This window comes from Patescibacteria group bacterium (assembly GCA_041665365.1).
Taxonomy (GTDB): Bacteria; Patescibacteriota; Patescibacteriia; order UBA9570; family UBA9570; genus UBA9570.
Genome location: JBAYIY010000006.1, coordinates 44,230 through 65,770, shown reverse-complemented (window position 1 = coordinate 65,770; position 21,541 = coordinate 44,230). Strand labels below are relative to the sequence as shown.

Here is a 21,541-nt window from a genome sequence, read left to right as displayed (position 1 = left end):
TATGCCAAAAAAAACTATTATTGGTCTAGCCGAAGAAGTAAAAATTTTTTTACCTGGTACCAAAAAATTTATTCGCCGTAAAGCCAAAATTGATACTGGCGCTCGCACCACGGCCATAGATATTTCTGTTGCAAAAAAATTGGGTTTATATACTGTTTATACTCAATTCAAAAAATTGTTTCCTAAATTAGAACTGACAAAACATAATTTTCAAAAAGTTCGCGAAACCATTCGTACCACCATTACGCCAAAACTGCGTAAACAAATCCCGGGCTTGTATGATATTCGTGTTATCCCGGCCACTAATGGAATCAGTGTTCGGCCGTATGTTAAATTGCACCTCCATTTACGTAATCGCCATATCGATACAATTGCTAGTTTAGTTGATCGAAAAATACTAATTTATCCTGTGTTGGTGGGCAAAAAAGATTTGGCCGGTTTTTTAATTGATCCAACCAAGAGTGATTATGAAGAAGCTTAGGGCGCAAATTCGTAAAGATTACATCCAAGAAAAATATGTCTTAATTGCGCCGGGTCGAATTTTGCGTCCTAATCAATTCAATGATTCGTCTGGCGATGAGTGCCCGTTAGTGCGTCCGGAAGATAGTCGCTTTTCACCACACAATATTGTTCATGAAACCATGCTGCTGGTGGTTGGCGGAAAAAAACATTGGCGCGTGTGTGTTATTAAAAATGGCTTCCCGGCAGTTTCCCCGGATAATGATCAGGCTTATGGAGAACAGGAACTGGTAATTGAAACACCTGATCCAAACACTCATCTGGAAGATTTACCCACCAAACAAGTGGCTGAAATTCTGGAGTGTTATGCGCGCCGCACCAAAAGTTTAGCTAAAAATAAGCGTTTGCGTTATGTGTTGATTTTTAAGAATGCCGGTGGTCGAGCCGGAGCATCACTCTGTCACTCCCACTCACAAATTTTCGCGACAGAGTTTGTACCACCCCATATCTTAGATAAATCCAATCGTGTGCAAATTCATCGCTCCATGTTTGGAGATTGTATTTATTGTGACGTTATTAAGAAAGAGGCTGTCAGTGCTCGTTTTGTTTGGGCTGATAAAAATGTGATCGCCTTTTGCCCATATGCTTCCATGCATAATTACGAGGTTTGGATATTGCCTAAGCAGCACCGTGACAATATCACCCTACTAACGCATTCCGAGCGTTATTCATGGGCAAATATTATGAAGAAATTATTGCGCACCATTAATCATGAATTGCATTTACCGTACAATTATTATTTTCATCAATTAGTCGCCGACCCCGATCAACATCTCTACATGAAGATAATCCCACGTGGTTCGGCGTGGGCTGGCGTTGAAATCGGGTCTGGTTTAATTATAAATCCGATCCCACCGGAAGAAGCTGCGAACTTTTATAGAGTACATTTGTAAATCGCAGTGTACGAATATTATTCGTACACTGCGATAAAATTTCTTTTTCCAACTTGAATCACATCGCCGGATTTTAACACTAACGGTTTTTTCCAATCGGTTATTTTTTGATCATTTATTTTTACTCCCCCTTGTTCAAATAATCGTTTCGCCGCAGATTTATTTTCGGCCAGAGCTAGTTCCACAAGTATCGCCGGTGGCTCAGTAGTGTTTGGAATTAATTTGTTTGGTATGTCACTCGGTTTACCGTGTTTGGAAAACACTGTGTTAAATTCCTGTTCAGCTTGCGCCGCGGCTTCAGCTGAATGATAAATAGTAACAATTTCACGAGCTAATCTCATCTTGGCTTGTTTCGGATTGCCTTGAACAATTTGTTTAATTTCAGTCATGGGTAGATCGGTGCATAATTCAAAACACTGTTCTACTACATCGTCACCTAAAGCCATAATTTTGCCATATAAATCGGCCGGTTTAGCCGTAATGGCAATCACATTACCTTCTGACTTGCCGATTTTTACTCCATTGGCATCAGCCAATAACGGCACGGTGATAACAAATTTTTCCCGTTGATTGATTTCGCGTTGTAAAGTTCTTCCGGCCAACATATTAAACGTTTGATCTGTCCCACCAACTTCTAAATCAACATCCATCGCCACAGAATCATAACCCTGCATCAAAGGATACAAAAACTCATGCAGTGAAATGGGCTGCCCATGTTTAATGCGCCGTTCAAACATGTCTCGTTCTAACATTTGTTGCACGGTAAAATGTGCGGCCAGTTTTATAACCTCAGTGAAAGTAAGTTTGGCCAACCAGGTACTGTTATAACGAATTTCAACTGGATTGATTGGGTGATTAAAATCTAAAATTTTACTGGCTTGCTCTTTATAGGTTTCGGCATTTTTTAAAATCTGCCCTGATGTTAGAGGAACACGGGTTTTATCTTTCCCAGTCGGATCCCCAATAACGGCCGTAAAGTCGCCCATTAATAAAATCACTTTGTGCCCCGCCTGTTGAAATTGAGCTAGTTTTCGTAAAGGTATTGTATGACCGATGTGTAATAATGCCCCGGTTGGATCCACTCCTAAATATAGGGTAAGTTTATCGCCAGTGGCCAGTTTTTCTTTGAGTTTTTTTAGTGATGGGTAAATTGTATCAACGCCTCTTTCTAATAATATGTCCATAATATTACACTAGCATGATCGCTCATTTTCTGCTACAGTGTGTTTTATCTATGGATAAAACACACCCCAGTAAACGCCGAGAGGGATTTAAGGGACACGTGAAGAAAAACTGGAAAAAATGGTTAAAACGTTTAGTATTAATTGGACTAATTGGTACAGCCTTGGTGGTGATAGCCGGCATCGCTGTATTTGCCTATTTTGCCAAAGATCTACCCAGTACTGAAGAATTACAAAATCGCGTGATTGCTGAGAGTACAAAAATCTACGATCGCAGTGGTGAACACATGCTCTATGAAACCGGTCGTGACGTCCGGCGCACCTATACAAAAATTGATGCTATTTCACCTTATCTCAAACAGGCGACGGTGGCCTTGGAGGATAAGAATTTTTACAATCATCACGGTTTTGACCCATTGGCTTTGCTCCGCTCCGCCGGCATTACCTTATCTTCAGAACGTCGCGTTGGTGGATCAACTATCACTCAACAATTTGTTAAATTAGCTATTGTTGGTAACGAATCAAGCCTGTCGCGAAAAATAAAAGAGCTTATTTTGGCTATCGAGGTAGAACGTAAATACAGTAAAGATCAGATTTTGGAATTTTATTTAAACGAAGCGTCTTATGGTGGTATAAATTTAGGCGTGGCCGCTGGCGCCCAAAGTTATTTTGAAAAGAGTCCGGCTGACCTGACTTTGGCTCAAGCGGCTTTTTTGGCAGCCATACCACAAAAACCCAGCCGAATTGATTCTGGAATGGAGGCTTTGTTGGAACGGAAAGATTTCACTTTAGAGCGTATGGCCGAGGAAGGATACATCACCCTAGAACAGGCTGATGCCGCTAAGCTTGAACCAGTTGATATTAAGCAAACCGCCGCCAAAAAAGATGCCCCACATTTTGTTGATTATGTTATCACCCAACTAGAAGATGATTTTGGCAGTAACTTTATCAATCAAGGTCTCAAAGTAACCACCACCCTGGATTATGATAAACAGGCCATTGCTGAACAGGTTATTACCGATGGTATGGTCAAGGTTGAAAAATATGGTGGTAGCAACGCCGCGTTAGTTTCTCTTGATGCCAAGACGGGTCAAATATTAGCCATGGTTGGTTCAAAAGATTATTATGCTGCTGATTATGATGGACAAGTTAATGTCGCTACCAGCCTGCGCCAACCTGGTTCTTCCTTTAAGCCTATTGTCTATACCACCGCCTTTGCCAATGGTTACAATCCTAATACTGCTTTGTTTGATGTAGAAACTGATTTTCCAACTGAAAGCGGTAATTATCACCCACATAATTTCAGTATGGGTACTTCTGGTCCTACTACTATGCGTCGCGCTTTGGGGCAATCTCTCAATATCCCTGCCGTTAAAACTCTCTACTTGGTTGGCAAAGATAAAGTGCTCGATACCGCCGATAGTCTTGGTTATACCACATTGGGAAATCGCGATACTTATGGTTTGGCTTTAGCGCTAGGGAGTGGTGAAGTAAAATTATTAGAACACACCTCGGCTTTTGCCACCTTTGCTCGAGAAGGTGAGCGCCATCCCACAGCCAGTATTTTAAAAGTAGAAGATCGCACTGGTAAGGTGTTATATGAATGGACCGACTCTGCTTCTCAAGTGGTTGATAAAAATGCCGTTAAACAATTGAATAGTGTTTTAACCGACCAAGGCGCGCGCTCTGGTTTTTCGGCTTTAAATATATCTGGAAAAACGATTGCTGGTAAAACCGGCACCAGTCAAGATTTTCATGATGCTTGGACATTAATGTATACACCGTCGTTTGCCACGGGTATTTGGACGGGTAATAACAATAATGACGCGATGGATTATATGGCTGATGGTGTTATCATTGCCGCCCCAATTGCCAATGACTACATGAGTCGGATTCTTGAGGGTTTACCGAATGAATCTTTTACCGCCCCAGATGCGGTTAAGGCTAACAAGCCAGTTTTAAGCGGCGCAATTGGTGAGACAGTTGAAAAATATGTTGATAAGGGTACACAACATATTATTCCAGATAGTTGTGTGAACACATATCCAGCCGAGTTTAAAGTCAAGAAAGAGTTTAAAGAAGTACACACCATCTTACAGTATCTGCGCAAAGAAGACCCACTTGGTTCCGCACCAGACAAACCAGAGAGTGATCCAATGTATTCATCTTGGGAAAAGGCTATTCAAGCCTGGGCGGAAGGACAGTCAGATTATATTACAGAAAAAACCGAATATGAAGATTGTAATCTCCGCTCGGCTGATCAAAGCCCTACTGTTACTATAATTTCTCCGGCTAGTGGAGATAAACTGACTAGCAAAACATTTTTATTGGCGGCTAGAATTAATCCGGGCACAAATCGCAGTATAAAAAAAGTTGAATATATTATTGATAATATTCCAGTTGATACTAAAACCAGTCAACCTTTTACCAGCACTTATGTACCAACCTCTCTGACCACTGGTAATCATTCATTAACAGTTCGCGTAACAAACGACCGTGATAATGTTACTTCCAGTACCGTGTCGTTTTCTTACAGTGTTGGTAGCACCAACACTAACACAAATAATAGTAATACAAACAGTAACAAAAATTCAAACTCCAATAATACCAACTCACCTAGCAATAAGAACAGCAATACAAATAAAAACACGAACGGCAATAAAAATGCTGGCAATTAACTCGTGCGAAATTGTAGGCGCGTAATAATTTTTCCAGTGGTTTTTAAAACATATTCACAGATATCGGTCTGACGATCGCGTAAACAGTGCATTAATTCTGGATGAGTTGAGCGCACTACTAGCACACCACCTTGAACAAATAACGGCGTGCAATCATTAGCATTAATATCTGGAAATTCACTGGCCAAATATAGCTGAAAGGCTTCAACCACCATGGCAGCTTGCACCGTGTTAGCCACTCCAGCCTGGTTAAGACGCTTGAGAATGTCTTGTTTTGAAATGGCCTGCATCACTGCTTAATTGGCATGATAATATAATTAAACAGATCGTCACTTCCACCTTTTATTAACGCCGGGCTAAGTTGACCATTTAATAAACAAATCACCTCATTACCAATTAAACATTGCAGCCCATCCAGTAAGAAGCGGTAATTAAACACTATAGTCACATCATCGCCTGCCACCTGAGCTGGTAAGGTAGTAACGTTTTGCCCGAGTTGGGTATTAACTGCCTTTATTTGCAATGTTTGATCGGTGGCATTAAAGGTCAAATTGATATCATTTACTCCAGTTTTACTAAACAAGGCTGCTCCTTTAACTGCTTTCATTAGATCATTCTTATCTAAACTCACCGTAGTTTGTCCGGCTTTAGGAATAATCTGTTCGTAATCAGGAAACTTTCCTTCGATTAATCTAGAGATAAACTCAACTTCACCCAACCGACAAGCAATTTGTGTTTCAGTGACAAATAAATCAACTGTTTCTATTTGAATGAATTGTATTAAGCGTAATAATTCATGCGCCGAGCGTTGTGGTAGAATTATTTTCATACTCTCCCCCACCTGTGTTAAAGGCGCCGTTCTTTCCGCGAGACGATAGCTATCGGTTGCTGCTAGCTTTAAATTTTTATCGCTGAACATTAAACAAATCCCGGCGATCTCTGGGCGGGTTTCATCAATGGCGGCTGCTAAAATGGTCTGTTGCAAAGCCACCTCTAAATCACCTCGTACTAGAGAATAATGTTGCCCACCTTCCACGGTTGGTAGAATTGGAAAGTCGCCCGCACCCTCTCCTTTTAATACTGTAGCCTGGCCATTAGCTGTGACCCTTAATTCGTTTTGCTGTAATTCACAATCAATCTTCTCAGTTGTTAATAAAGCTACATAATTACTAAATAGTTGCGCTGGTAATGTAAATGATCCATCAGTGTCCACCTTGGCACGCAATGTTGCTTGGACACCAATTTCTAAATTAGTAGCGGCTAAAACTATTTTATTGTCCTGGGCTTTAATTAAAACATTTTGCAGGATAGGTAAGTTCGCATTTTTATTAGCTACTCGACTGACGATGAGTAGGCCGTGCTTTAAATTTTCTTGGGTGCAGGAAAATTTCATAACATCTGTATCTTAATTAAATTATATAAATAAATAGATAATAACAATAATAAGGGGTGTTAATAAGTGGATAATGGTAGTTAGTGTTAACATAGTTGAATTATATGTTGCTTGGTTGATGGAATAGACTGTGTGTAGAGTTGTGCATGTCCAGTGGATGAATTTTACCGCTTAATTTATTACACTTTTCACACACACTCACTGCACAACTTATCCGCAGGTTATAAATAAAGTTTTTGTCTAATTAAAGTAATGTCTTGTACTAATTTCTCATTTAATTCCATATCTTGTTTTATTTTGTTATAAGCATGCATCGCTGTGGTGTGATCGCGCCCTCCTAATTCTTCACCAATAGCAGGATATGATGCATTCATTTCTTCGCGCATAATAAACATGGCTATTTGTCTGGGGAAAACCAATTCTTTTTTGCGTGAGCTACTAGTAAGTAAAGAAACTGCTACTGTGTAATACTCAGCTACTGCCAGGAGGACTTGTTTTGTGGTAATAGCACCATGTTTGGGGGCTTGTACTAAGGAGGACAGTAGACCCTTTACACTATCAACCGTTGGTTTGGTATTAGTCAACTGAGTGGCAGCCATAACACGATTTAAAGCGCCTTCAAGCTCTCTAATGTTGTTTTGAATCACACTGGCAATGTATTGGACGATATCGTCGGCTAACTGAATGTTTTTTTCCTGGCACTTGGTTTGCAAAATAGCAATCCGAGTTTCTAAATCCGGTGCACCAACATCAACGATCATTCCCCACTCAAAGCGTGACACCAAACGATCTTCCAAGGTTGGAATGGCTTTAGGAGGGCGATCAGAGCTAATCACAATCTGTTTATTGTTTTGGTGTAAGAAATTGAAGGTATGGAAAAAAGCTTCTTGTGTACCCTCTTTACCGGCCAAGAACTGAATATCATCAACCAGTAAAACATCAACTGATCGGTATTTGTTCGTAAATGTATCCGGTTGACCCGCTTTAACTGATTTAATAAATTCATTAGTGAAGGTTTCACAAGGAGTATATAGCACACGTTTATTGGAGAATTTCTGTAGAATAGCATTGCCGACAGCTTGCATTAAATGAGTTTTTCCTAGACCAACTCCACCATATATAAACAACGGGTTATAAATCGTGGCCGGGCTCTCACTAACTGCGCGACAAGCCGCATAGGCTAACTCGGTTTTCTTGCCAACCACAAAGGTATCAAAAGTATAGCGCGCATTTATTTCGGCCTGTTTTGGAGGTGTAGCAGTAGGCGCAATAACAGGTTTGGATGGTTGAACTACCGGAGGTACCACCGGTGTTTGTGGAGCAGCCTCAGGCAAGCTAACCACTTCGCGCTTACTAAATGGCGCTACTTTGTAGAGAATCTGCTTTATCTTCCCATCAGTAATTTTTTGCAATGACTTTAAAATACTGTGATGGTATTTATTTTCAATCCAGGTTTTAATAAAACCACTAGGTACTCCCACCGTGACAGATTGATCGTTATATTCAACAATAAAAGTATGTTTGAACCAGGTCGTAAAATTGGCCTTGGTTAGAGTGAGTTCAAGTTCTGCCATGCAGGCTTCCCAGAGTTGTGTGGAATTCATAGGCCGATATCCTACCACACTATGTAAACCAAGACACTGTTGACAGCATGTGGAGAAACTGTGTATAGTGCCGCTATGTCAACTAAACGAACCTATCAACCCAAAAAACGGACTCGTACTAAGGAACATGGTTTCCGAAAAAGATCAGGCACTCCCAGTGGACGAAAGATTTTGGTCAGCCGCCGCCGCAAAGGTCGGAAGCGTCTAGCGCAATAATTTTACCGTGAAAAATCGGGATATCCAAGCCGTGTATAAAAAAGGCGTCGTGGCTCACCACCCCTTTTTTCGTTTACACGCTCTAGCTTCAACCGAGCCTCAATTTACTGTGGTAGTATCAAAACAAGTCCATAAACATGCTGTAGTGCGTAATCGTATAAAGAGACAACTAAGAGCCATTATTCGGAAACTTCACAAAAAACCATACGATGTAGTGGTGGTAGTAAAACAGAAAGCCGTTGGTGTGGCCGCGAAAGAATTTTCCATAGCCATAAATCAAGTATTTCATAAATTGCAGCTATTATGATTGAATTAGTTAGATTATGGCCTAGACATGCATTATTGTGGGTAATTAGACTATATCAAAAGACCATTTCTCCAGATCATGGCTTGCTTAGAGGGCTAACTTTGATGGGGTGTCGTTTTAAACCAAGCTGTTCGGAGTATGCCTATACAGCCGTAGAGCGCTATGGCATAATCAAGGGCACCTATTTAGGCAGTAAACGAATATTGCGTTGTACCCCATTCACTTCGGGTGGTTACGACCCAGTACCATAAATATTATATGCTTGGACAACTCTACAACACAATATTATACGAACCAATTTTTAATGCCTTGATGTGGCTGTATTATTTTTTGCCCGGTCACGATATGGGTGTGGCCATTATTGTATTAACATTAGTCATTAAATCATTATTATTTTGGCCAGCTTTTTCTGCTTTAAAATCACAAAAGAAGTTGCAAGAAACACAACCAAAAATAAATGCCATTCGCGAGAAATACAAAGATAATAAAGAAGAGTTGGGCAAGCAACTCATGCAGTTCTACAAAGATAATAAAGTTAATCCGTTTTCGTCTTGTTTACCATTAATCATACAATTACCTATCTTAATTGCTTTATACCAAGCCTTTTTGCACGGTTTACAAATCGATCCGACCACTCACCTGCTCAATGTGGAGCAAGTTAATCATCTGTATGGCTTTCTACGTGATATTTACACCACAACCTCTATAAACATGTCCTTTTTCGGTATAGTAGATTTAGCGCAATCAAAAAATGTCATATTTGCCGGGTTAACCGGGTTAGCCACTTTTGTGCAAATTCGTATGATGCAAGCGAAGCGGCCGGTTATTAAAACCGAAGGCAGTAAAGATGAAGATATGGCCGCTAGTATAAACAAACAAATGATGTATATGATGCCAATTATGACGACCATTTTTGGCTATCAGTTTCCGGCTGGCTTGGCACTGTATTGGTTGACTTCAACGTTATTTAGCATCGTACAACAACTGTATTTTTTCAGGCAAAATAAGCCGCCAGTGACCCAGTCATAGTTAGAGTTCGTTGATTGACTGTGTCTCCCAAACCAAACTGAATTGTACCCAGAGCATTTGACCATAAGTCTGGGGCTCGTTCTGGCCATTCTATAATAACTAAAGCGGCCGGATTGCTTAGCCAAGTTGGAATATCAAGCGTGGTTAGTTCTGCATTGTCTGACAAACGATAAAGATCAATATGAACAAGCTGGCGAATGATTAGATGAGAAGTCTCATATACATTCATTAGTGTAAAGGTTGGGCTCGTTATGGAGCGATCGATGTGTAAAGCCTGGGCAATGCCTTGTACGAAGGTGGTTTTACCGGCACCTAGCTCCCCACTGAGCAAAACTAAACCTCCGTGTGCGAGGTTAGCCACTAATTTTTCTGCAAAAGCGTGAGTAACACCAGCGCTAGATGATTGACAAACGACTTTTTTCATGATATATTAGTATAAACATATGGCTCAAATTCGTCCAGATCGTATCGAAACACTATTAGTGGCCGCTGTCTCACATGGAGCTTCTGATGTTCATATTATTGCTGGTCACCCCCCATTGTTTCGCATCAGCGGACAACTGTTGGATGCCCCAGGGGAACCGATCTTAACTCCAGAAGATACACAAAATATTGTTTTATCACTGTTGAACGATGAACAGCAACAACAATTATCCAAAGAACGTGAGTTAGATTTTGCCTATGCTGTAAAACAAATTGCTCGCTTTCGTGTTAATGCTCATTGGGAACGTGGCTATATGGGGTTAGTGGCTCGAGCGATTAATGTTAATCCCCCAACCTTGCAGGCACTTGGTTTGAATGAAACTGTTTCACAGTTAACTAATTTACATCAAGGATTAGTTTTGGTCACCGGTCCAACTGGGTGTGGCAAGTCGACTTCTTTGGCCGCCATGATTGAACAAATCAATCAAACACGTTCAACACACATAATTACACTAGAAGATCCAATTGAGTTTTTATTTACATCAAATAAAAGCATTATTAGACAAAGAGAATTACACCGTGATTTCTTATCCTTTGCTGAAGCCTTAAAACACATTGTGCGGCAAGATCCTAATGTAATAATGGTAGGTGAAATGCGTGATTTGGAAACCATTGCAGCGGCACTAACGGTAGCGGAAACCGGTCACTTAGTGTTAGCGACATTGCATACCAATGGTGCAGCGGAAACCATTGATCGGATTATTGATGTTTTTCCACCACACCAACAACACCAAATACGTTATCAATTATCAAGTGAATTACGAGCGGTTATTTCTCAAATTTTAATTCCCAATGTTGATGGTGGGCGCGTGGCCGCTCGTGAGATACTGATGAACACACCGGCTGTATCAAACTTGATTAGAGAAAACAAAATCGCGCAATTAAAAACCGTCATGCAGACCTCAGCGCAAGAACATATGTTCACCATCGATCAAGATTTGAAACGGCTTTATAATGACAAGGTGATCACTGAAGTAGTGGCTCGATCATACATGATGAATCCGGAGCTCTTGCCTAACTAGAGCGAATTCGTTACAGTAACCGAGCTTTTTGTCAGACTGCCCGCTGCCCCCGTAGCTCAACGGATAGAGCACTGGTCTTCGGAACCAGGGACGTGGGTTCGATTCCTGCCGAGGGCACAAAAAACAAGTCTCCGTAGCTCAGTCGGTAGAGCAGTCGCCTCTTAAGCGAACGGTCACTGGTTCAAATCCAGTCGGGGGCACAATGTTATAAATAACTATATGTCAGAACATTTTGTTCCAGAGCGTGCCACTGGATTAAAACCACACGAAGTTAATATTACACGACAGCGCGTTTTAGGAAGCGGTTGGTACGGTCGAGTTTTTTTAGCTGACGTTGAGGTAAGTGCAGCCGATGGAAGAACGCGCCACAAAACAATGGCCGTAAAGGATTTTCATACTAGAGAAAAAAATCCCGGACTAGAATATAAACATGCTAAGCGAGCGATGGAAAATTATGCTATTGCCAAAGCGGCCGGATTACGCGTGTTTCCGACCTACCGTTTGAATGATGCGGAAAACAAAATACTAATGACCCTAGGCGACACCGATGAGTGGATTTGTATTGGAAGCAATAAAGGATCAGACATTGTCAAAAACGTAACTGGGCGAGAATTAATGATCAAACCAGATGAGGGTACAACTAGATTTATTGACGGCGTCCTTGATCAAGCCGAGCTAGCAACTAGAGCACATATAAACATTATGTGCGATATGCCATTCTTTTTTATAGATCGTGAAAAACAAGAGCGGTTAGATTTTGTGTTAGGAGACATGGATTCACTCAGGGTTTTAGACAATAAAGCTCCTCGGTATTCTAAAGAAATATTATATGAATCTAATTTGATAGAGATGCATATTAGTTTGAAAGATTTTTTTCGGAAAAACCTCGGCGACCCCAAACAATATTTACTGCTACTAAATGAAGTATATGTTAATAAAGGCGGCAATCTGGAACATTTAAACAACCTAGCTGGGCAATAAATACAATATCTATTTGTTTCCCTCCGGTGAAGTATTCCGTTGGGTAACCTGTCTTGGGGCTGGCTATACGTTGAAAATACCAAAAAAATGGATTTGACACCACCCAACTTAATGTATATAATAGAGATATACATGAAACAAACGTATGTTTACTGATATTATCGGGTTTCAATGGGATGATGGTAACCTTGAGAAAAACTGGTTAAAACACCATATTACCAACGCTGAAGCCGAACAAGTGCTTTTTAACAAACCGCTAGTGATAGCAGAAGATCAAATTCATTCCAGTACACAAGAACAACGATGGGTCGCTCTCGGCCAAACAAATACCAAAGAATTTTTAACCATTATTTTTACTATTAGAAAGCAATATATTCGCATTATCTCAGCTCGATCAATGTCTAAAAAAGAACGAAACGCCTATGAAAAAAATACCTAATTTTAAAACTGAAGATCAAGAACGTGATTTTTGGAGTGACCACGATGCCACTGATTATTTCAAAATCGATCAGGCTAAATCGGTTCGGTTTCCAAACCTAAAACCATCCACAGAAACAATTGCTTTGCGGTTACCAGTCTTTTTACTGGAAGAAATCAAATTATTGGCTCATAAAGAAGATGTGCCCTATCAATCATTGATGAAACACATGTTGTTTGAAAAAACCAAAGAACAAGTTCGGACACGTTAATTTATAGACGGTATTACAAAAACTACTTTTTCAGCGCGTCTTTTAAAGCCTTGCCGGCTTTGAATTTAACCACCAGTACGGCTGGCATGTGGATTTTTTGAGTAGGATGTAACGGATCAACACCTAAGCGAGCGGAGCGGAGACGAGATGAGAAATGACCAAAACCGGTGAGAGCGACTTCTTCACCTTGTTTGATTTGTTCTGTGATGGTAGCCAGTAACGCATCGACCACCTCCTCGGCGGTTTTTCTATTAACTCGGGCTTTTTCGGCTACCAATGTAATCAAGGCAAGTTTTTTCATGCCGGTAGTATACGATCAACCCGTTGTAATTGTACAGTGTGTTTTGTGGTAGGATCGATTTCAATATAGACCGAATTAAAAATAACCTCGCCGGTTTCAGCTGGACTAAGAGCAATGGGTGTTTGGGTTAAGAATCTTTGTAGCACTTTATGTTTATCGGCTCCAATCACTGAATCAGCTGCGGCGACTGAACCAAGATCACACACCAGACCAGTGCCGTGCGTTAAAATACGGAGATCGGCCGTTGGTACGTGAGTATGAGTACCAACTACCAGTGAGGCGCGACCATCGGCATACCAGGCCAGAGCTTGTTTTTCACTGGTGGCTTCAGCATGAACATCAACAATCACGGCGGCTAGATCATCTAATTTATATTGTTTGAGAATATTATCCAGACAATAAAACGGGCTATCAACTTGTTGGGGCATAAACACTTGTCCGGCCAGGTTAATTAACAAAACTTTTTTAGTGCCTATTTCAATGACAGTATGTCCTCGTCCTGGAGCCACTGCTGGATAATTGGCCGGGCGTAACACTTTACTATCGGATCGTTTCAAATATTCTACCCCATCTTTATTATCAAACACATGATTACCAGACGTAAAAAAAGTTACGCCAGCGGTCAACATGTCTTCAACTGTGGTATGTGACACACCATTACCGTGCGCCATATTTTCGGCATTCATGAATACAGCATCAAGTTTGAGTTCATGACGTAAGCTCGGCACTAATGTCTGAACGGCGCGACGACCGGCCTTGCCAACGACATCACCGATATAGAGTAAACGTAATGGCTCCATGATTTAACGAGCGTATTCAACCACTCTGGTTTCACGAATTACTGTCACACGGATTTCACCGGGGTATTTGAGTTCTTGCTCAATTTTTAGAGCAATATCACGGGCTAATTTATTGGCGGTGTAATCATCCACTTGATCTGGGCGTACAAACACGCGCACTTCTCGACCAGCTTGAATAGCATACACTTTATCAATACCAGGGAAAGTTAAAGCGACATTTTCTAGTTCTTCCAAACGTTGGATATAATTTTCATAAGTATCTTTACGGGCACCGGGGCGCGAACCAGAAATAGCATCAGCGGCTTTCACAATCACAGCCTCAAGAGTGGGTGGATAATCATCGTGGTGATAGAGAATTGGTGCAATAACCGCATCAGTGAGACCAAATTTTTTGGCAATATCACGACCGATTTCAGGATGGGTTCCCTGCACTTCATGATCAACTGATTTACCAATATCATGCAACAAACCACCTTTACGTGCCACATTGACATCAGCGCCAAGATGTTCGGCTAACATCGCAGCTAAAAAAGACACTTCAATTGAATGGCGTAACACATTTTGTCCAAAAGATGTGCGATATTTTAAACGGCCTAAAATAGATACCAATTTTGGATCGAAGCCAGTTACACCGACTTCATATAAAGCATCTTCACCAGCCTTTTTAATATCGATAGCTAAATCTCGTTTGGCTCGTTCGACGCAGTCTTCAATTCTAGCCGGATGAATACGACCGTCTTCCATCAGCATTTCCAAAGCGCGCTTGGCTAGATGGCGACGAATTGGGGAAAAGCCAGAGACAACAATAGTTTGCGGGGTATCATCGATTAATATCTCTACGCCGGTTAATTCCTCGATGCGTTTAATATTGCGCCCTTCTTTACCAATGATGCGTCCCTTCATATCGTCACTAGTAAGATGAACTGAGGTAGTCGTTGTGTCGGTGGCATGACTGGTAGAACAGCGTTGGATAATCACCGACATTAGTTCATTGGCTTTACGCTCCAGTTCCTCACTACCCTGTTCTTCCATTTTACGTAAACGCGATAATAAGGCTTCTTTAGATTGCTCTTCCACGCGTTTTTCCAGTAGTTGTACCGCCTGAGCCCGATTCATTCCGGCCACTTTTTCTAAGCGGGCCACTTGTTCGGTTTTAACAGTATTGATATCTTCTTTGAGTTTTTCCAATTCTTTGGCTTTATCTTGTAATTTGGTGTGTTTATTTTCTAAATCCAACAGTTTTTCATCAAACATGCTTTCACGTTTCTCCAGGCGGCGTTGGGCAGCGGTCACTTCTTGACGGCGCTCATTTTCTTCGCGCTTGGAATCATCTAAAATTTTCAAGCCTTTATCTTTAGCCTCTAACAAAAAAGACTGCGCCTTTTGTTTAGCGTCTTGCATGATAGTTTCAGCCTTGGCCTCGGCCGAGCTAGTTGTTTTAGCGGCTACTTGTTTACGGTACCAGTAACCGATTAGGCCGCCAACAACAACGGCCACCACGAACACTATTAGACCCAGAATAATTGGGCCCAGTATGGATAGGGACATAAATTTTTTCCTAAGGTTGGGTTCGAATTAAGCAATGTCGTCGCGGAACCAGACACGCCCGACAAATCTACCTTATCAGCTAAGTAATCACTTTGTCAATAATGCCGTATTTCTTGGCTTCTTCGGCGCTCATGAACTTATCCCGATCAGTATCAACCTCGATTCGTTTCAATTCTTGCTGTGTGTGTTTAGCTAAAATCTTGTTTAGACGATCGCGCGTGCGCAAAATATGTTCAGCGCGAATCTTTATGTCGGAGGCCTGCCCTTCAGCCCCACCCAATGGTTGATGAATCATTATTTCGGCATTTGGTAAGGAATAACGTTTACCTGTCGCACCACCAGCTAAGAGTAAAGCGGCCATGGAAGCGGCCGTACCAATCACCACAGTAGAGACATCGCATTTTATGTACTGCATGGTATCGTAGATAGCCAAACCAGCTGTGACATAACCACCGGGTGAGTGGATATATAAGGTAACGTCTTGCTTGGCATCTTGTGATTCTAAGAATAATAATTGAGCAATAATGCTATTGGCCACCATATCGTCAATGGTGGTACCGAGAAATATAATGCGATCTTTTAGTAGGCGTGAATAAATATCATAGACGCGTTCACCGTCAAAGGATTTTTCAATAACTGACGGTATTAGGTTAATTGCTTGGGGTGATGGCATAACCAGTTGGAGTTAATGTTAACGTTCCGCTAGTGGTGAAGCCGGCCGCTTTTTTATGGCCGCCACCACCATAGAGCTTAGCAAACTCAGTCACGTCGAGTAAAGGATTAGTGGTGCGCAAACTACCTTTAATCACATCAGGCGCCGTTTGGACAAGTACCAATATGGCCTTATCAGCAGATTGATCCAGGCCATTTAAAAAATTGGAGATGCCCGAGATGTCTTCATCATCAGCTTGGCAGTCAAGTAAATCTTCTAAAGTCAACGTTGTTACAACCATGCCTGTTTTTGCATCTTCATGTAGACGTTGGAGAGCCCTGCCCCATAATTTTAGGGTGGTATAGGTACGATGGTTCAAAGCCTGTTTTGTAATGTGTGCTAGATTAGCTCCTTTAGAAACAAGCCTCGAAGCGACTTGTACCGCACTAGCAGTTGTAGCAAGATTGGTTAAATTTCCTGTGTCAGTAATTAATCCAGTTAGCAAACAAGTGGCAATGGTATGGTCAATCGCACGGACACTTTCTAAAAGATGATAAACCACCTCACAAGCTGAGGAAGCCGTACTAGCAACTAAATTTATTTGACCAAAGTTAGTATTGGTAACATGGTGATCAATATTTATTAAAGTATATTTCTGAGGTAGTCCGGCAATCTGTTCGGCGACACCAGCGTAACCTAAATCACCAGCATCAACTACTACAATTACATCAATAGATTTATCTAGCCAGACATTATTTTGTGGGCCTAAAGTATTGGCTTCGGGCAAAAAATGAAAATAATCAGCCGCTGGATCAAGACAATAGTTTTGGACCGGTTTATTTAGGGAGTGACAGTAATGACGAATAGCCAGACCGGCCCCAATCGTATCTCCATCCGGTTTGCGATGCGAGATAATCAACACATGGTTGGCTTGTTGTAGTGCTGTAATAATTTCAGTGTGGATGGCGTTAAACATAACGCGCTACCTTACTGGGTTTCAAGCAGGCTGTCAAGTAATTGTTCAATGGGAACGGCTTTCCTCTCTGTGTCATCTAGGACAAAGCGAAAATGCGGCACTGATCGAAAAGTAATTCGAGCTGCCACATCATCAACTAGGTCAACCAAGTGACGTTTAATCAGTTGTAAAGTTGAACCTGATTGACTATCCGGAACAACCGAAACATACACGGTGCAGTAATGTAAATCAGCGGTGGTGTGGACTTTAGTAACGCTAACTACGACACCCTGAGGGAATTCAATTAAGCGCATAATAGCCGTGGCGAAATAATCACGCAGCTGGGTATTGATTTGGCGCATGCGTTGTTTTGGCATAAACTAAGCAATGATTTTTTCTAAAGCGCGTGGTTTTTCACTAGTGGTGTAGGCCTCAACGATGTCTCCAACCAGAGGCGTAATGGTGGTATCAAGTTTTAGACCACACTCAGTACCGTTGTCTACGGCAGCGACATCTTTTTTATTACTTTGTAATTGAGTAATAGTCGCCTCTCCCACTGTGGCACTAGCCCGGACAATTTTGCAAATGGCTCTTTGTTGAATACTACCAGATTGAACCTTGCCGCCAACAATGGCATGCTTACCGGTGACGCGGAAAATAGCTAACAATTTCACTTCACCCAGTTTATTATACGAAATATCCGGTGGTAATAAATTTTGTAGTTCTTGTTCAATGTACTCGAGCAATTTATAAATAACTGTAAAATGTTGAATGGTTGTTTGTGTGCCGAGCGCATAAGCAGCGGCCGCTGCTGTGGTGGAAACATTAAAACCAATCAGTCGTGCTTTGCTAGCCACTGCCTGATCGATATCTTTTTCTGTAACGTCGCCTAAACCGCGTTTTACAATATCAACTGTGACATCTTTGAAACACAGTTTATCAATAGCACCAATCAGAGCTTCCAGTGAACCGTGGGTATCAGCCTTCACGATAATGGATAAGCGGGGTTTATCGGTTTGATTAATTTCAGCTTTATGATGGGAGTAGGCAAAACTCTGGTATGATTTTTTTTGTTTCCGTTTAAGAGCTTTAGGATCGGTACAAATGGTTAATATATCACCAACTACAGGAGCATTTTTTAAACCCAAAAATCTTACCGGCGTAGATGGGACGGCTGTTTTCAAAGGGGTACCACGCCAGGAAGAAAGGGCTTTGATTTTACCAACCACCTCACCAACTTCAACAATATCGCCAATATGTAAAGTGCCGGTTTGAATCAGAACAGTAGCTACAGCCCCAGAATCTTTATCAACCCGTGATTCAATAATCGTTCCGACGGCACTGCGATTTGGGTTGGCTTGTAGTTTAGTTTGATTCATGTCGGCCACGAGCAACACCATGTCGAGCAATTCATCAATATGTTGGTTGGTTTTTGCAGAAATTGGGACACAAATAGTTTTTCCACCCCAATCTTCCGGTACTAAATTAACTTCCGACAATTCCTTTTTTACGCGTTCAATATCAGCCCCTGATTTATCCATTTTATTGATGGCCACCACAAAAGGCAGGTTGGCTTTTTCTAATATAGCAATGGCTTCGATAGTTTGTGGTTTCATACCATCATCGGCTGCGACCACTAGAATAGCGACATCGGCCACATTGGCACCACGCGAGCGCATGGCGGTAAAAGCCTCATGACCCGGGGTATCTATGAAAGTAATACTACGGTCTTTGTAATCAATTTGATAAGCGCCAATTGTTTGAGTGATTCCCCCAGCTTCATGGCCAGCAATGTTGGTTTTTCGAATGGCATCGAGCAAGGTGGTTTTACCATGATCAACATGACCCATGACAACAATGACTGGTGGGCGGGATTGTAAATTAGATTGAATATCGGCTGCTAGAGCAGTTTTTAGGCGTTCTTCACGGCCTAATTCAAGAGCATTCGTGGTGGAAGCAACTTTTTGTGTGGTGTAGCCAAAATCTTCCGCAATAATTGTAGCTGTGACAAAATCCAAATTTTCATTAATTGTTGCCATGATGCCATTACGCAATAATACACTGATAACATCGGTGACTGGTTTGTGTAATAGATCAGCAAATTGTTTGGTTGTAATGGGGTCAGGTACCTCTAAGACACGGGCAGTGTCTGTGGCTAAATCTGTCTTAACCTCTGTCTTTTCTTCGTGCGCAAATAAACTTTTACGTTGTTGTTGTTTGCGGTGGCCTTTAATAGCGGTAATAAGCTTAATAGCCACTTGATCGTCTACCTTGATGGCACGTTCACCAATATCAAAACCAAGCTGTACCGCCAGCGGAAAAAATTCATCTTTATTCATCTTCAACTCCCGAATGATTTCTGATACATTCATAGTCGGCTTACTCTAGCGATTTTAGGCGCTTATGTCAATTGACGGTGCTTGCCAACGATAACTTTTATAGCCTTAGGTTTAGCTGTTATTATTACTGGAGTTTTGACAACGGTGACACCATCTAATGTAACGGGCAGAGATTGTCCAGGGTGCTCCAAGGCTAGGCGTTCAACCACCAGCTCGGTGGGATGATAGGTCTTGGCTTTTCGGAACAATCCCCCAGTTTGGCCGATCGGTTTAATAAACAACTTAATATGCGTTTGATCAAATATTGTAATTGAGCAAGCAACTGCCTCAGTTTGAGTACTGATTGTCCATTTATTATTGCACATTAGCTGGGTGTTTATTGGCAATATTGCTGTAGCAGTGATTAAGAAATATATTTGATTAGCTTTGCCGAGTGGGAGTTGTTTAGTAATGCGGCGCGATAATGTATCACAACCATCAAGTGCATCAGTTACCCCGAACCAGGCACCGAGCTTAGTTTCACCAAAGGGTAAAAATCCCATACTGCAATCATACTGGGCCACCACTTGTAAGGCGCGTAAAAAAGTGTGGTCATTACCAACTACTACAACAGTATGAGCACCTTGTTTGATACCGTGTTCAATCAACTCCTTCATGTTGCGCAAAGGCAACAGCTTCTCAACCCGGCCGTTAATACCAAGCTCAATCACCCTAGCTTCCATGTGATCCAAGATCCCGGTATATTTTTTATCAAGTACGAAATTATCGTACAGATAAAAGAACATAATTCCTAAGCAGTTTGGCTATCTGCACCAGTAGTACATTGACCTTTCAAAATAGCTCCAGTTTCTACGGATAAAATATTGGTTGTGACATCGCCAAAAACTTTTCCAGACGCCATAATATGCAATTTTCCATGGCATAAAACATTACCTTTAATTTCACCCGCTAAAGTGATATTGTTGGCTTCAACATCGGCCTCTATTCTGGCGCTGTCTTCAACTAACAAATCATCTTTTGTACTTAAGGTGCCAACAACCTCACCCAGAACTGTGATGGGGCCGTTACCAGTAAATTTTCCTTCGACTTTGACGCCATCACCGATGACGGTACTAGGTTGTGCATCCATATCAACTTCATTATTATTAAAAAATTTAGACATGTGTTCTGTATATCTTAATCTAGAGACGTTGTCTACTGTGCATAACATTGCTAGAATAGGGCAATGAAAAAAGATCTAGTGGTCTACACAATAATTTTGACGATTGTCTTAAGCAGTGTCGTTGGGTTATACGTGTATGACAGTAAGACAAATGTATTAGGGCAGTTTTCAAAAGACTTATTTCATAGGTTAATTTCCTAGAATAGTTTTGCGACGCAATTAATATTCTAATATTAGCCTCAGTAGCTCAATGGATAGAGCAATCCCGTCCTAAGGGAGAGATGGGAGTTCGATTCTCTTCTGGGGCACAGGCAGTACATTTGATCTTTTTAGTAAGTTGGTATATAGTCCTCAAGGTTTAGATAAATGATCCTTTTTGTAGGGGCCGATAGCTTCCGCCGACGCTCTCGAAGACTCGAGCTTTGGCGGACAGGCAGTTGGTAGATTGTTTCGCTTAAGGGCCGATAGCTCAGTTGGTAGAGCGTTCCCATGGCATGGGAAAGGTCCGGGGTTCGAATCCCCGTCGGTCCACTTATTTGGGCCTGTAGCTCATCTGGTAGAGCGCAGCATTCGCATTGCTGAGGTAAGCGGTTCGAGTCCGCTCAGGTCCACCTTCGTTCACCTTAGCCTTCGGCGTCAGTGAGCTTCGGTGAATAAATCCACAAAGAATTAATGTTTCCATTTAATTGGGTTGTTATGGATGTATTTACGAACATTATTAAAATGGTGGTCATTTCTGATAATATCATCGTAATATGAGCGTTGCCAGGAAAATTGCGCACATGAGTT

At 41.5% G+C, this 21,541-nt stretch carries 25 protein-coding genes and 5 tRNA genes; 16 read left to right on the top strand and 14 right to left on the bottom strand.

Annotated features, from left to right (window positions below):
* Nucleotide 1 precedes the first annotated feature (1 nt).
* On the top strand, nucleotides 2–481 hold the full coding sequence (locus WCV88_03755; GenBank protein MFA6475286.1) for a hypothetical protein: 480 nt from the start codon (nucleotides 2–4) through the stop codon (nucleotides 479–481).
* On the top strand, nucleotides 468–1,412 hold the full coding sequence (locus WCV88_03750) for a DUF4931 domain-containing protein (protein MFA6475285.1): 945 nt from the start codon (nucleotides 468–470) through the stop codon (nucleotides 1,410–1,412). The genes WCV88_03755 and WCV88_03750 overlap by 14 nt, the downstream gene beginning before the upstream one ends.
* A 17-nt stretch (nucleotides 1,413–1,429) precedes the next feature.
* On the opposite strand, the gene tyrS is transcribed toward WCV88_03750, so the two are convergent.
* Complete coding sequence (tyrS, locus tag WCV88_03745) at nucleotides 1,430–2,596, bottom strand: tyrosine--tRNA ligase (protein ID MFA6475284.1); 1,167 nt, start codon at nucleotides 2,594–2,596, stop codon at nucleotides 1,430–1,432.
* 50 nt (nucleotides 2,597–2,646) lie between these two features.
* On the opposite strand from tyrS, the gene WCV88_03740 reads away from it, so the two are divergent.
* Complete coding sequence (locus tag WCV88_03740; protein ID MFA6475283.1) at nucleotides 2,647–5,271, top strand: transglycosylase domain-containing protein; 2,625 nt, start codon at nucleotides 2,647–2,649, stop codon at nucleotides 5,269–5,271.
* Here WCV88_03740 and WCV88_03735 read toward each other — a convergent pair.
* From WCV88_03735 to dnaA, 3 genes are all read right to left on the bottom strand, one after another.
* Nucleotides 5,268–5,561: a DciA family protein gene (locus WCV88_03735; protein MFA6475282.1), complete on the bottom strand. Its 294-nt coding sequence runs from the start codon at nucleotides 5,559–5,561 to the stop codon at nucleotides 5,268–5,270. The two genes, WCV88_03740 and WCV88_03735, sit on opposite strands and share 4 nt — an antisense overlap.
* A complete protein-coding gene (dnaN, locus tag WCV88_03730; protein MFA6475281.1) occupies nucleotides 5,561–6,664 on the bottom strand; it encodes a DNA polymerase III subunit beta in 1,104 nt (367 codons plus the stop codon). The genes WCV88_03735 and dnaN overlap by 1 nt, the downstream gene beginning before the upstream one ends.
* Before the next feature lie 221 nt (nucleotides 6,665–6,885).
* Nucleotides 6,886–8,268, bottom strand: coding sequence for a chromosomal replication initiator protein DnaA (gene dnaA / locus WCV88_03725; protein ID MFA6475280.1), 1,383 nt, complete (start codon nucleotides 8,266–8,268; stop codon nucleotides 6,886–6,888).
* Between the two features lie 75 nt (nucleotides 8,269–8,343).
* Here dnaA and rpmH point away from each other — a divergent pair, with 75 nt between their 5' ends.
* From rpmH to WCV88_03705, 4 genes are read left to right on the top strand one after another with little or no spacing between them, the layout of a single operon-like run.
* On the top strand, nucleotides 8,344–8,484 hold the full coding sequence (gene rpmH / locus WCV88_03720) for a 50S ribosomal protein L34 (protein MFA6475279.1): 141 nt from the start codon (nucleotides 8,344–8,346) through the stop codon (nucleotides 8,482–8,484).
* Nucleotides 8,485–8,491: 7 nt separating this feature from the next.
* Nucleotides 8,492–8,791, top strand: a complete 300-nt coding sequence (gene rnpA / locus WCV88_03715) for a ribonuclease P protein component (GenBank protein ID MFA6475278.1) — start codon at nucleotides 8,492–8,494, stop codon at nucleotides 8,789–8,791.
* Nucleotides 8,788–9,042 (top strand): membrane protein insertion efficiency factor YidD, encoded by a 255-nt coding sequence (gene yidD / locus WCV88_03710; GenBank protein MFA6475277.1) that lies wholly within the window; start codon nucleotides 8,788–8,790, stop codon nucleotides 9,040–9,042. The genes rnpA and yidD overlap by 4 nt, the downstream gene beginning before the upstream one ends.
* A gap of 7 nt (nucleotides 9,043–9,049) precedes the next feature.
* Nucleotides 9,050–9,820 carry a YidC/Oxa1 family membrane protein insertase gene (locus WCV88_03705; GenBank protein MFA6475276.1) on the top strand — a complete coding sequence of 257 codons (771 nt, stop codon included), beginning with the start codon at nucleotides 9,050–9,052 and terminating at the stop codon, nucleotides 9,818–9,820.
* Here WCV88_03705 and tsaE read toward each other — a convergent pair.
* The gene (tsaE, locus tag WCV88_03700) at nucleotides 9,786–10,244 is read right to left on the bottom strand and encodes a tRNA (adenosine(37)-N6)-threonylcarbamoyltransferase complex ATPase subunit type 1 TsaE (GenBank protein MFA6475275.1); all 459 of its coding nucleotides are present in this window, start codon (nucleotides 10,242–10,244) and stop codon (nucleotides 9,786–9,788) included. The two genes, WCV88_03705 and tsaE, sit on opposite strands and share 35 nt — an antisense overlap.
* Nucleotides 10,245–10,263: 19 nt before the next feature.
* On the opposite strand from tsaE, the gene WCV88_03695 reads away from it, so the two are divergent.
* The 6 genes from WCV88_03695 (at nucleotide 10,264) to WCV88_03670 (ending at nucleotide 12,995) form a co-directional block, all read left to right on the top strand.
* Entirely contained in the window at nucleotides 10,264–11,325 is a 1,062-nt protein-coding gene (locus tag WCV88_03695) for a type IV pilus twitching motility protein PilT (protein ID MFA6475274.1), read from the top strand.
* 45 nt (nucleotides 11,326–11,370) lie between these two features.
* A tRNA-Arg gene (locus tag WCV88_03690) sits at nucleotides 11,371–11,442 on the top strand.
* A 10-nt stretch (nucleotides 11,443–11,452) separates the two neighbouring features.
* A tRNA-Lys gene (locus tag WCV88_03685) sits at nucleotides 11,453–11,525 on the top strand.
* Between the two features lie 19 nt (nucleotides 11,526–11,544).
* Nucleotides 11,545–12,306: a hypothetical protein gene (locus WCV88_03680; protein MFA6475273.1), complete on the top strand. Its 762-nt coding sequence runs from the start codon at nucleotides 11,545–11,547 to the stop codon at nucleotides 12,304–12,306.
* Nucleotides 12,307–12,451: 145 nt separating this feature from the next.
* Entirely contained in the window at nucleotides 12,452–12,745 is a 294-nt protein-coding gene (locus tag WCV88_03675; GenBank protein ID MFA6475272.1) for a BrnT family toxin, read from the top strand.
* Nucleotides 12,729–12,995, top strand: coding sequence for a BrnA antitoxin family protein (locus WCV88_03670; protein ID MFA6475271.1), 267 nt, complete (start codon nucleotides 12,729–12,731; stop codon nucleotides 12,993–12,995). The genes WCV88_03675 and WCV88_03670 overlap by 17 nt, the downstream gene beginning before the upstream one ends.
* A gap of 22 nt (nucleotides 12,996–13,017) precedes the next feature.
* Here WCV88_03670 and WCV88_03665 read toward each other — a convergent pair whose 3' ends face one another.
* From WCV88_03665 to WCV88_03625, 9 genes are all read right to left on the bottom strand, one after another.
* Nucleotides 13,018–13,296, bottom strand: coding sequence for an HU family DNA-binding protein (locus WCV88_03665; protein ID MFA6475270.1), 279 nt, complete (start codon nucleotides 13,294–13,296; stop codon nucleotides 13,018–13,020).
* On the bottom strand, nucleotides 13,293–14,096 hold the full coding sequence (locus WCV88_03660) for a TIGR00282 family metallophosphoesterase (protein ID MFA6475269.1): 804 nt from the start codon (nucleotides 14,094–14,096) through the stop codon (nucleotides 13,293–13,295). The genes WCV88_03665 and WCV88_03660 overlap by 4 nt, the downstream gene beginning before the upstream one ends.
* Nucleotides 14,097–14,099: 3 nt before the next feature.
* Nucleotides 14,100–15,644 carry a ribonuclease Y gene (gene rny / locus WCV88_03655; protein ID MFA6475268.1) on the bottom strand — a complete coding sequence of 515 codons (1,545 nt, stop codon included), beginning with the start codon at nucleotides 15,642–15,644 and terminating at the stop codon, nucleotides 14,100–14,102.
* Between the two features lie 79 nt (nucleotides 15,645–15,723).
* Complete coding sequence (locus tag WCV88_03650) at nucleotides 15,724–16,317, bottom strand: ATP-dependent Clp protease proteolytic subunit (GenBank protein MFA6475267.1); 594 nt, start codon at nucleotides 16,315–16,317, stop codon at nucleotides 15,724–15,726.
* On the bottom strand, nucleotides 16,295–17,272 hold the full coding sequence (locus WCV88_03645; protein MFA6475266.1) for a DHH family phosphoesterase: 978 nt from the start codon (nucleotides 17,270–17,272) through the stop codon (nucleotides 16,295–16,297). Before WCV88_03645 ends, WCV88_03650 begins: the two co-directional genes overlap by 23 nt.
* Nucleotides 17,273–17,283: 11 nt before the next feature.
* Nucleotides 17,284–17,628, bottom strand: a complete 345-nt coding sequence (locus WCV88_03640; protein MFA6475265.1) for a ribosome-binding factor A — start codon at nucleotides 17,626–17,628, stop codon at nucleotides 17,284–17,286.
* A gap of 3 nt (nucleotides 17,629–17,631) precedes the next feature.
* Complete coding sequence (gene infB, locus WCV88_03635) at nucleotides 17,632–19,623, bottom strand: translation initiation factor IF-2 (protein ID MFA6475264.1); 1,992 nt, start codon at nucleotides 19,621–19,623, stop codon at nucleotides 17,632–17,634.
* A 29-nt stretch (nucleotides 19,624–19,652) separates the two neighbouring features.
* The gene (locus WCV88_03630) at nucleotides 19,653–20,375 is read right to left on the bottom strand and encodes a hypothetical protein (GenBank protein ID MFA6475263.1); all 723 of its coding nucleotides are present in this window, start codon (nucleotides 20,373–20,375) and stop codon (nucleotides 19,653–19,655) included.
* Nucleotides 20,376–20,380: 5 nt separating this feature from the next.
* Nucleotides 20,381–20,752 carry a polymer-forming cytoskeletal protein gene (locus WCV88_03625; protein ID MFA6475262.1) on the bottom strand — a complete coding sequence of 124 codons (372 nt, stop codon included), beginning with the start codon at nucleotides 20,750–20,752 and terminating at the stop codon, nucleotides 20,381–20,383.
* A 236-nt stretch (nucleotides 20,753–20,988) separates the two neighbouring features.
* Here WCV88_03625 and WCV88_03620 point away from each other — a divergent pair.
* From WCV88_03620 to WCV88_03610, 3 genes are all read left to right on the top strand, one after another.
* Nucleotides 20,989–21,060 (top strand) — tRNA-Arg (locus tag WCV88_03620).
* A gap of 150 nt (nucleotides 21,061–21,210) precedes the next feature.
* A tRNA-Ala gene (locus WCV88_03615) sits at nucleotides 21,211–21,283 on the top strand.
* Between the two features lie 7 nt (nucleotides 21,284–21,290).
* Nucleotides 21,291–21,363: transfer RNA gene (locus WCV88_03610), tRNA-Ala, on the top strand.
* Nucleotides 21,364–21,541: the final 178 nt, after the last annotated feature.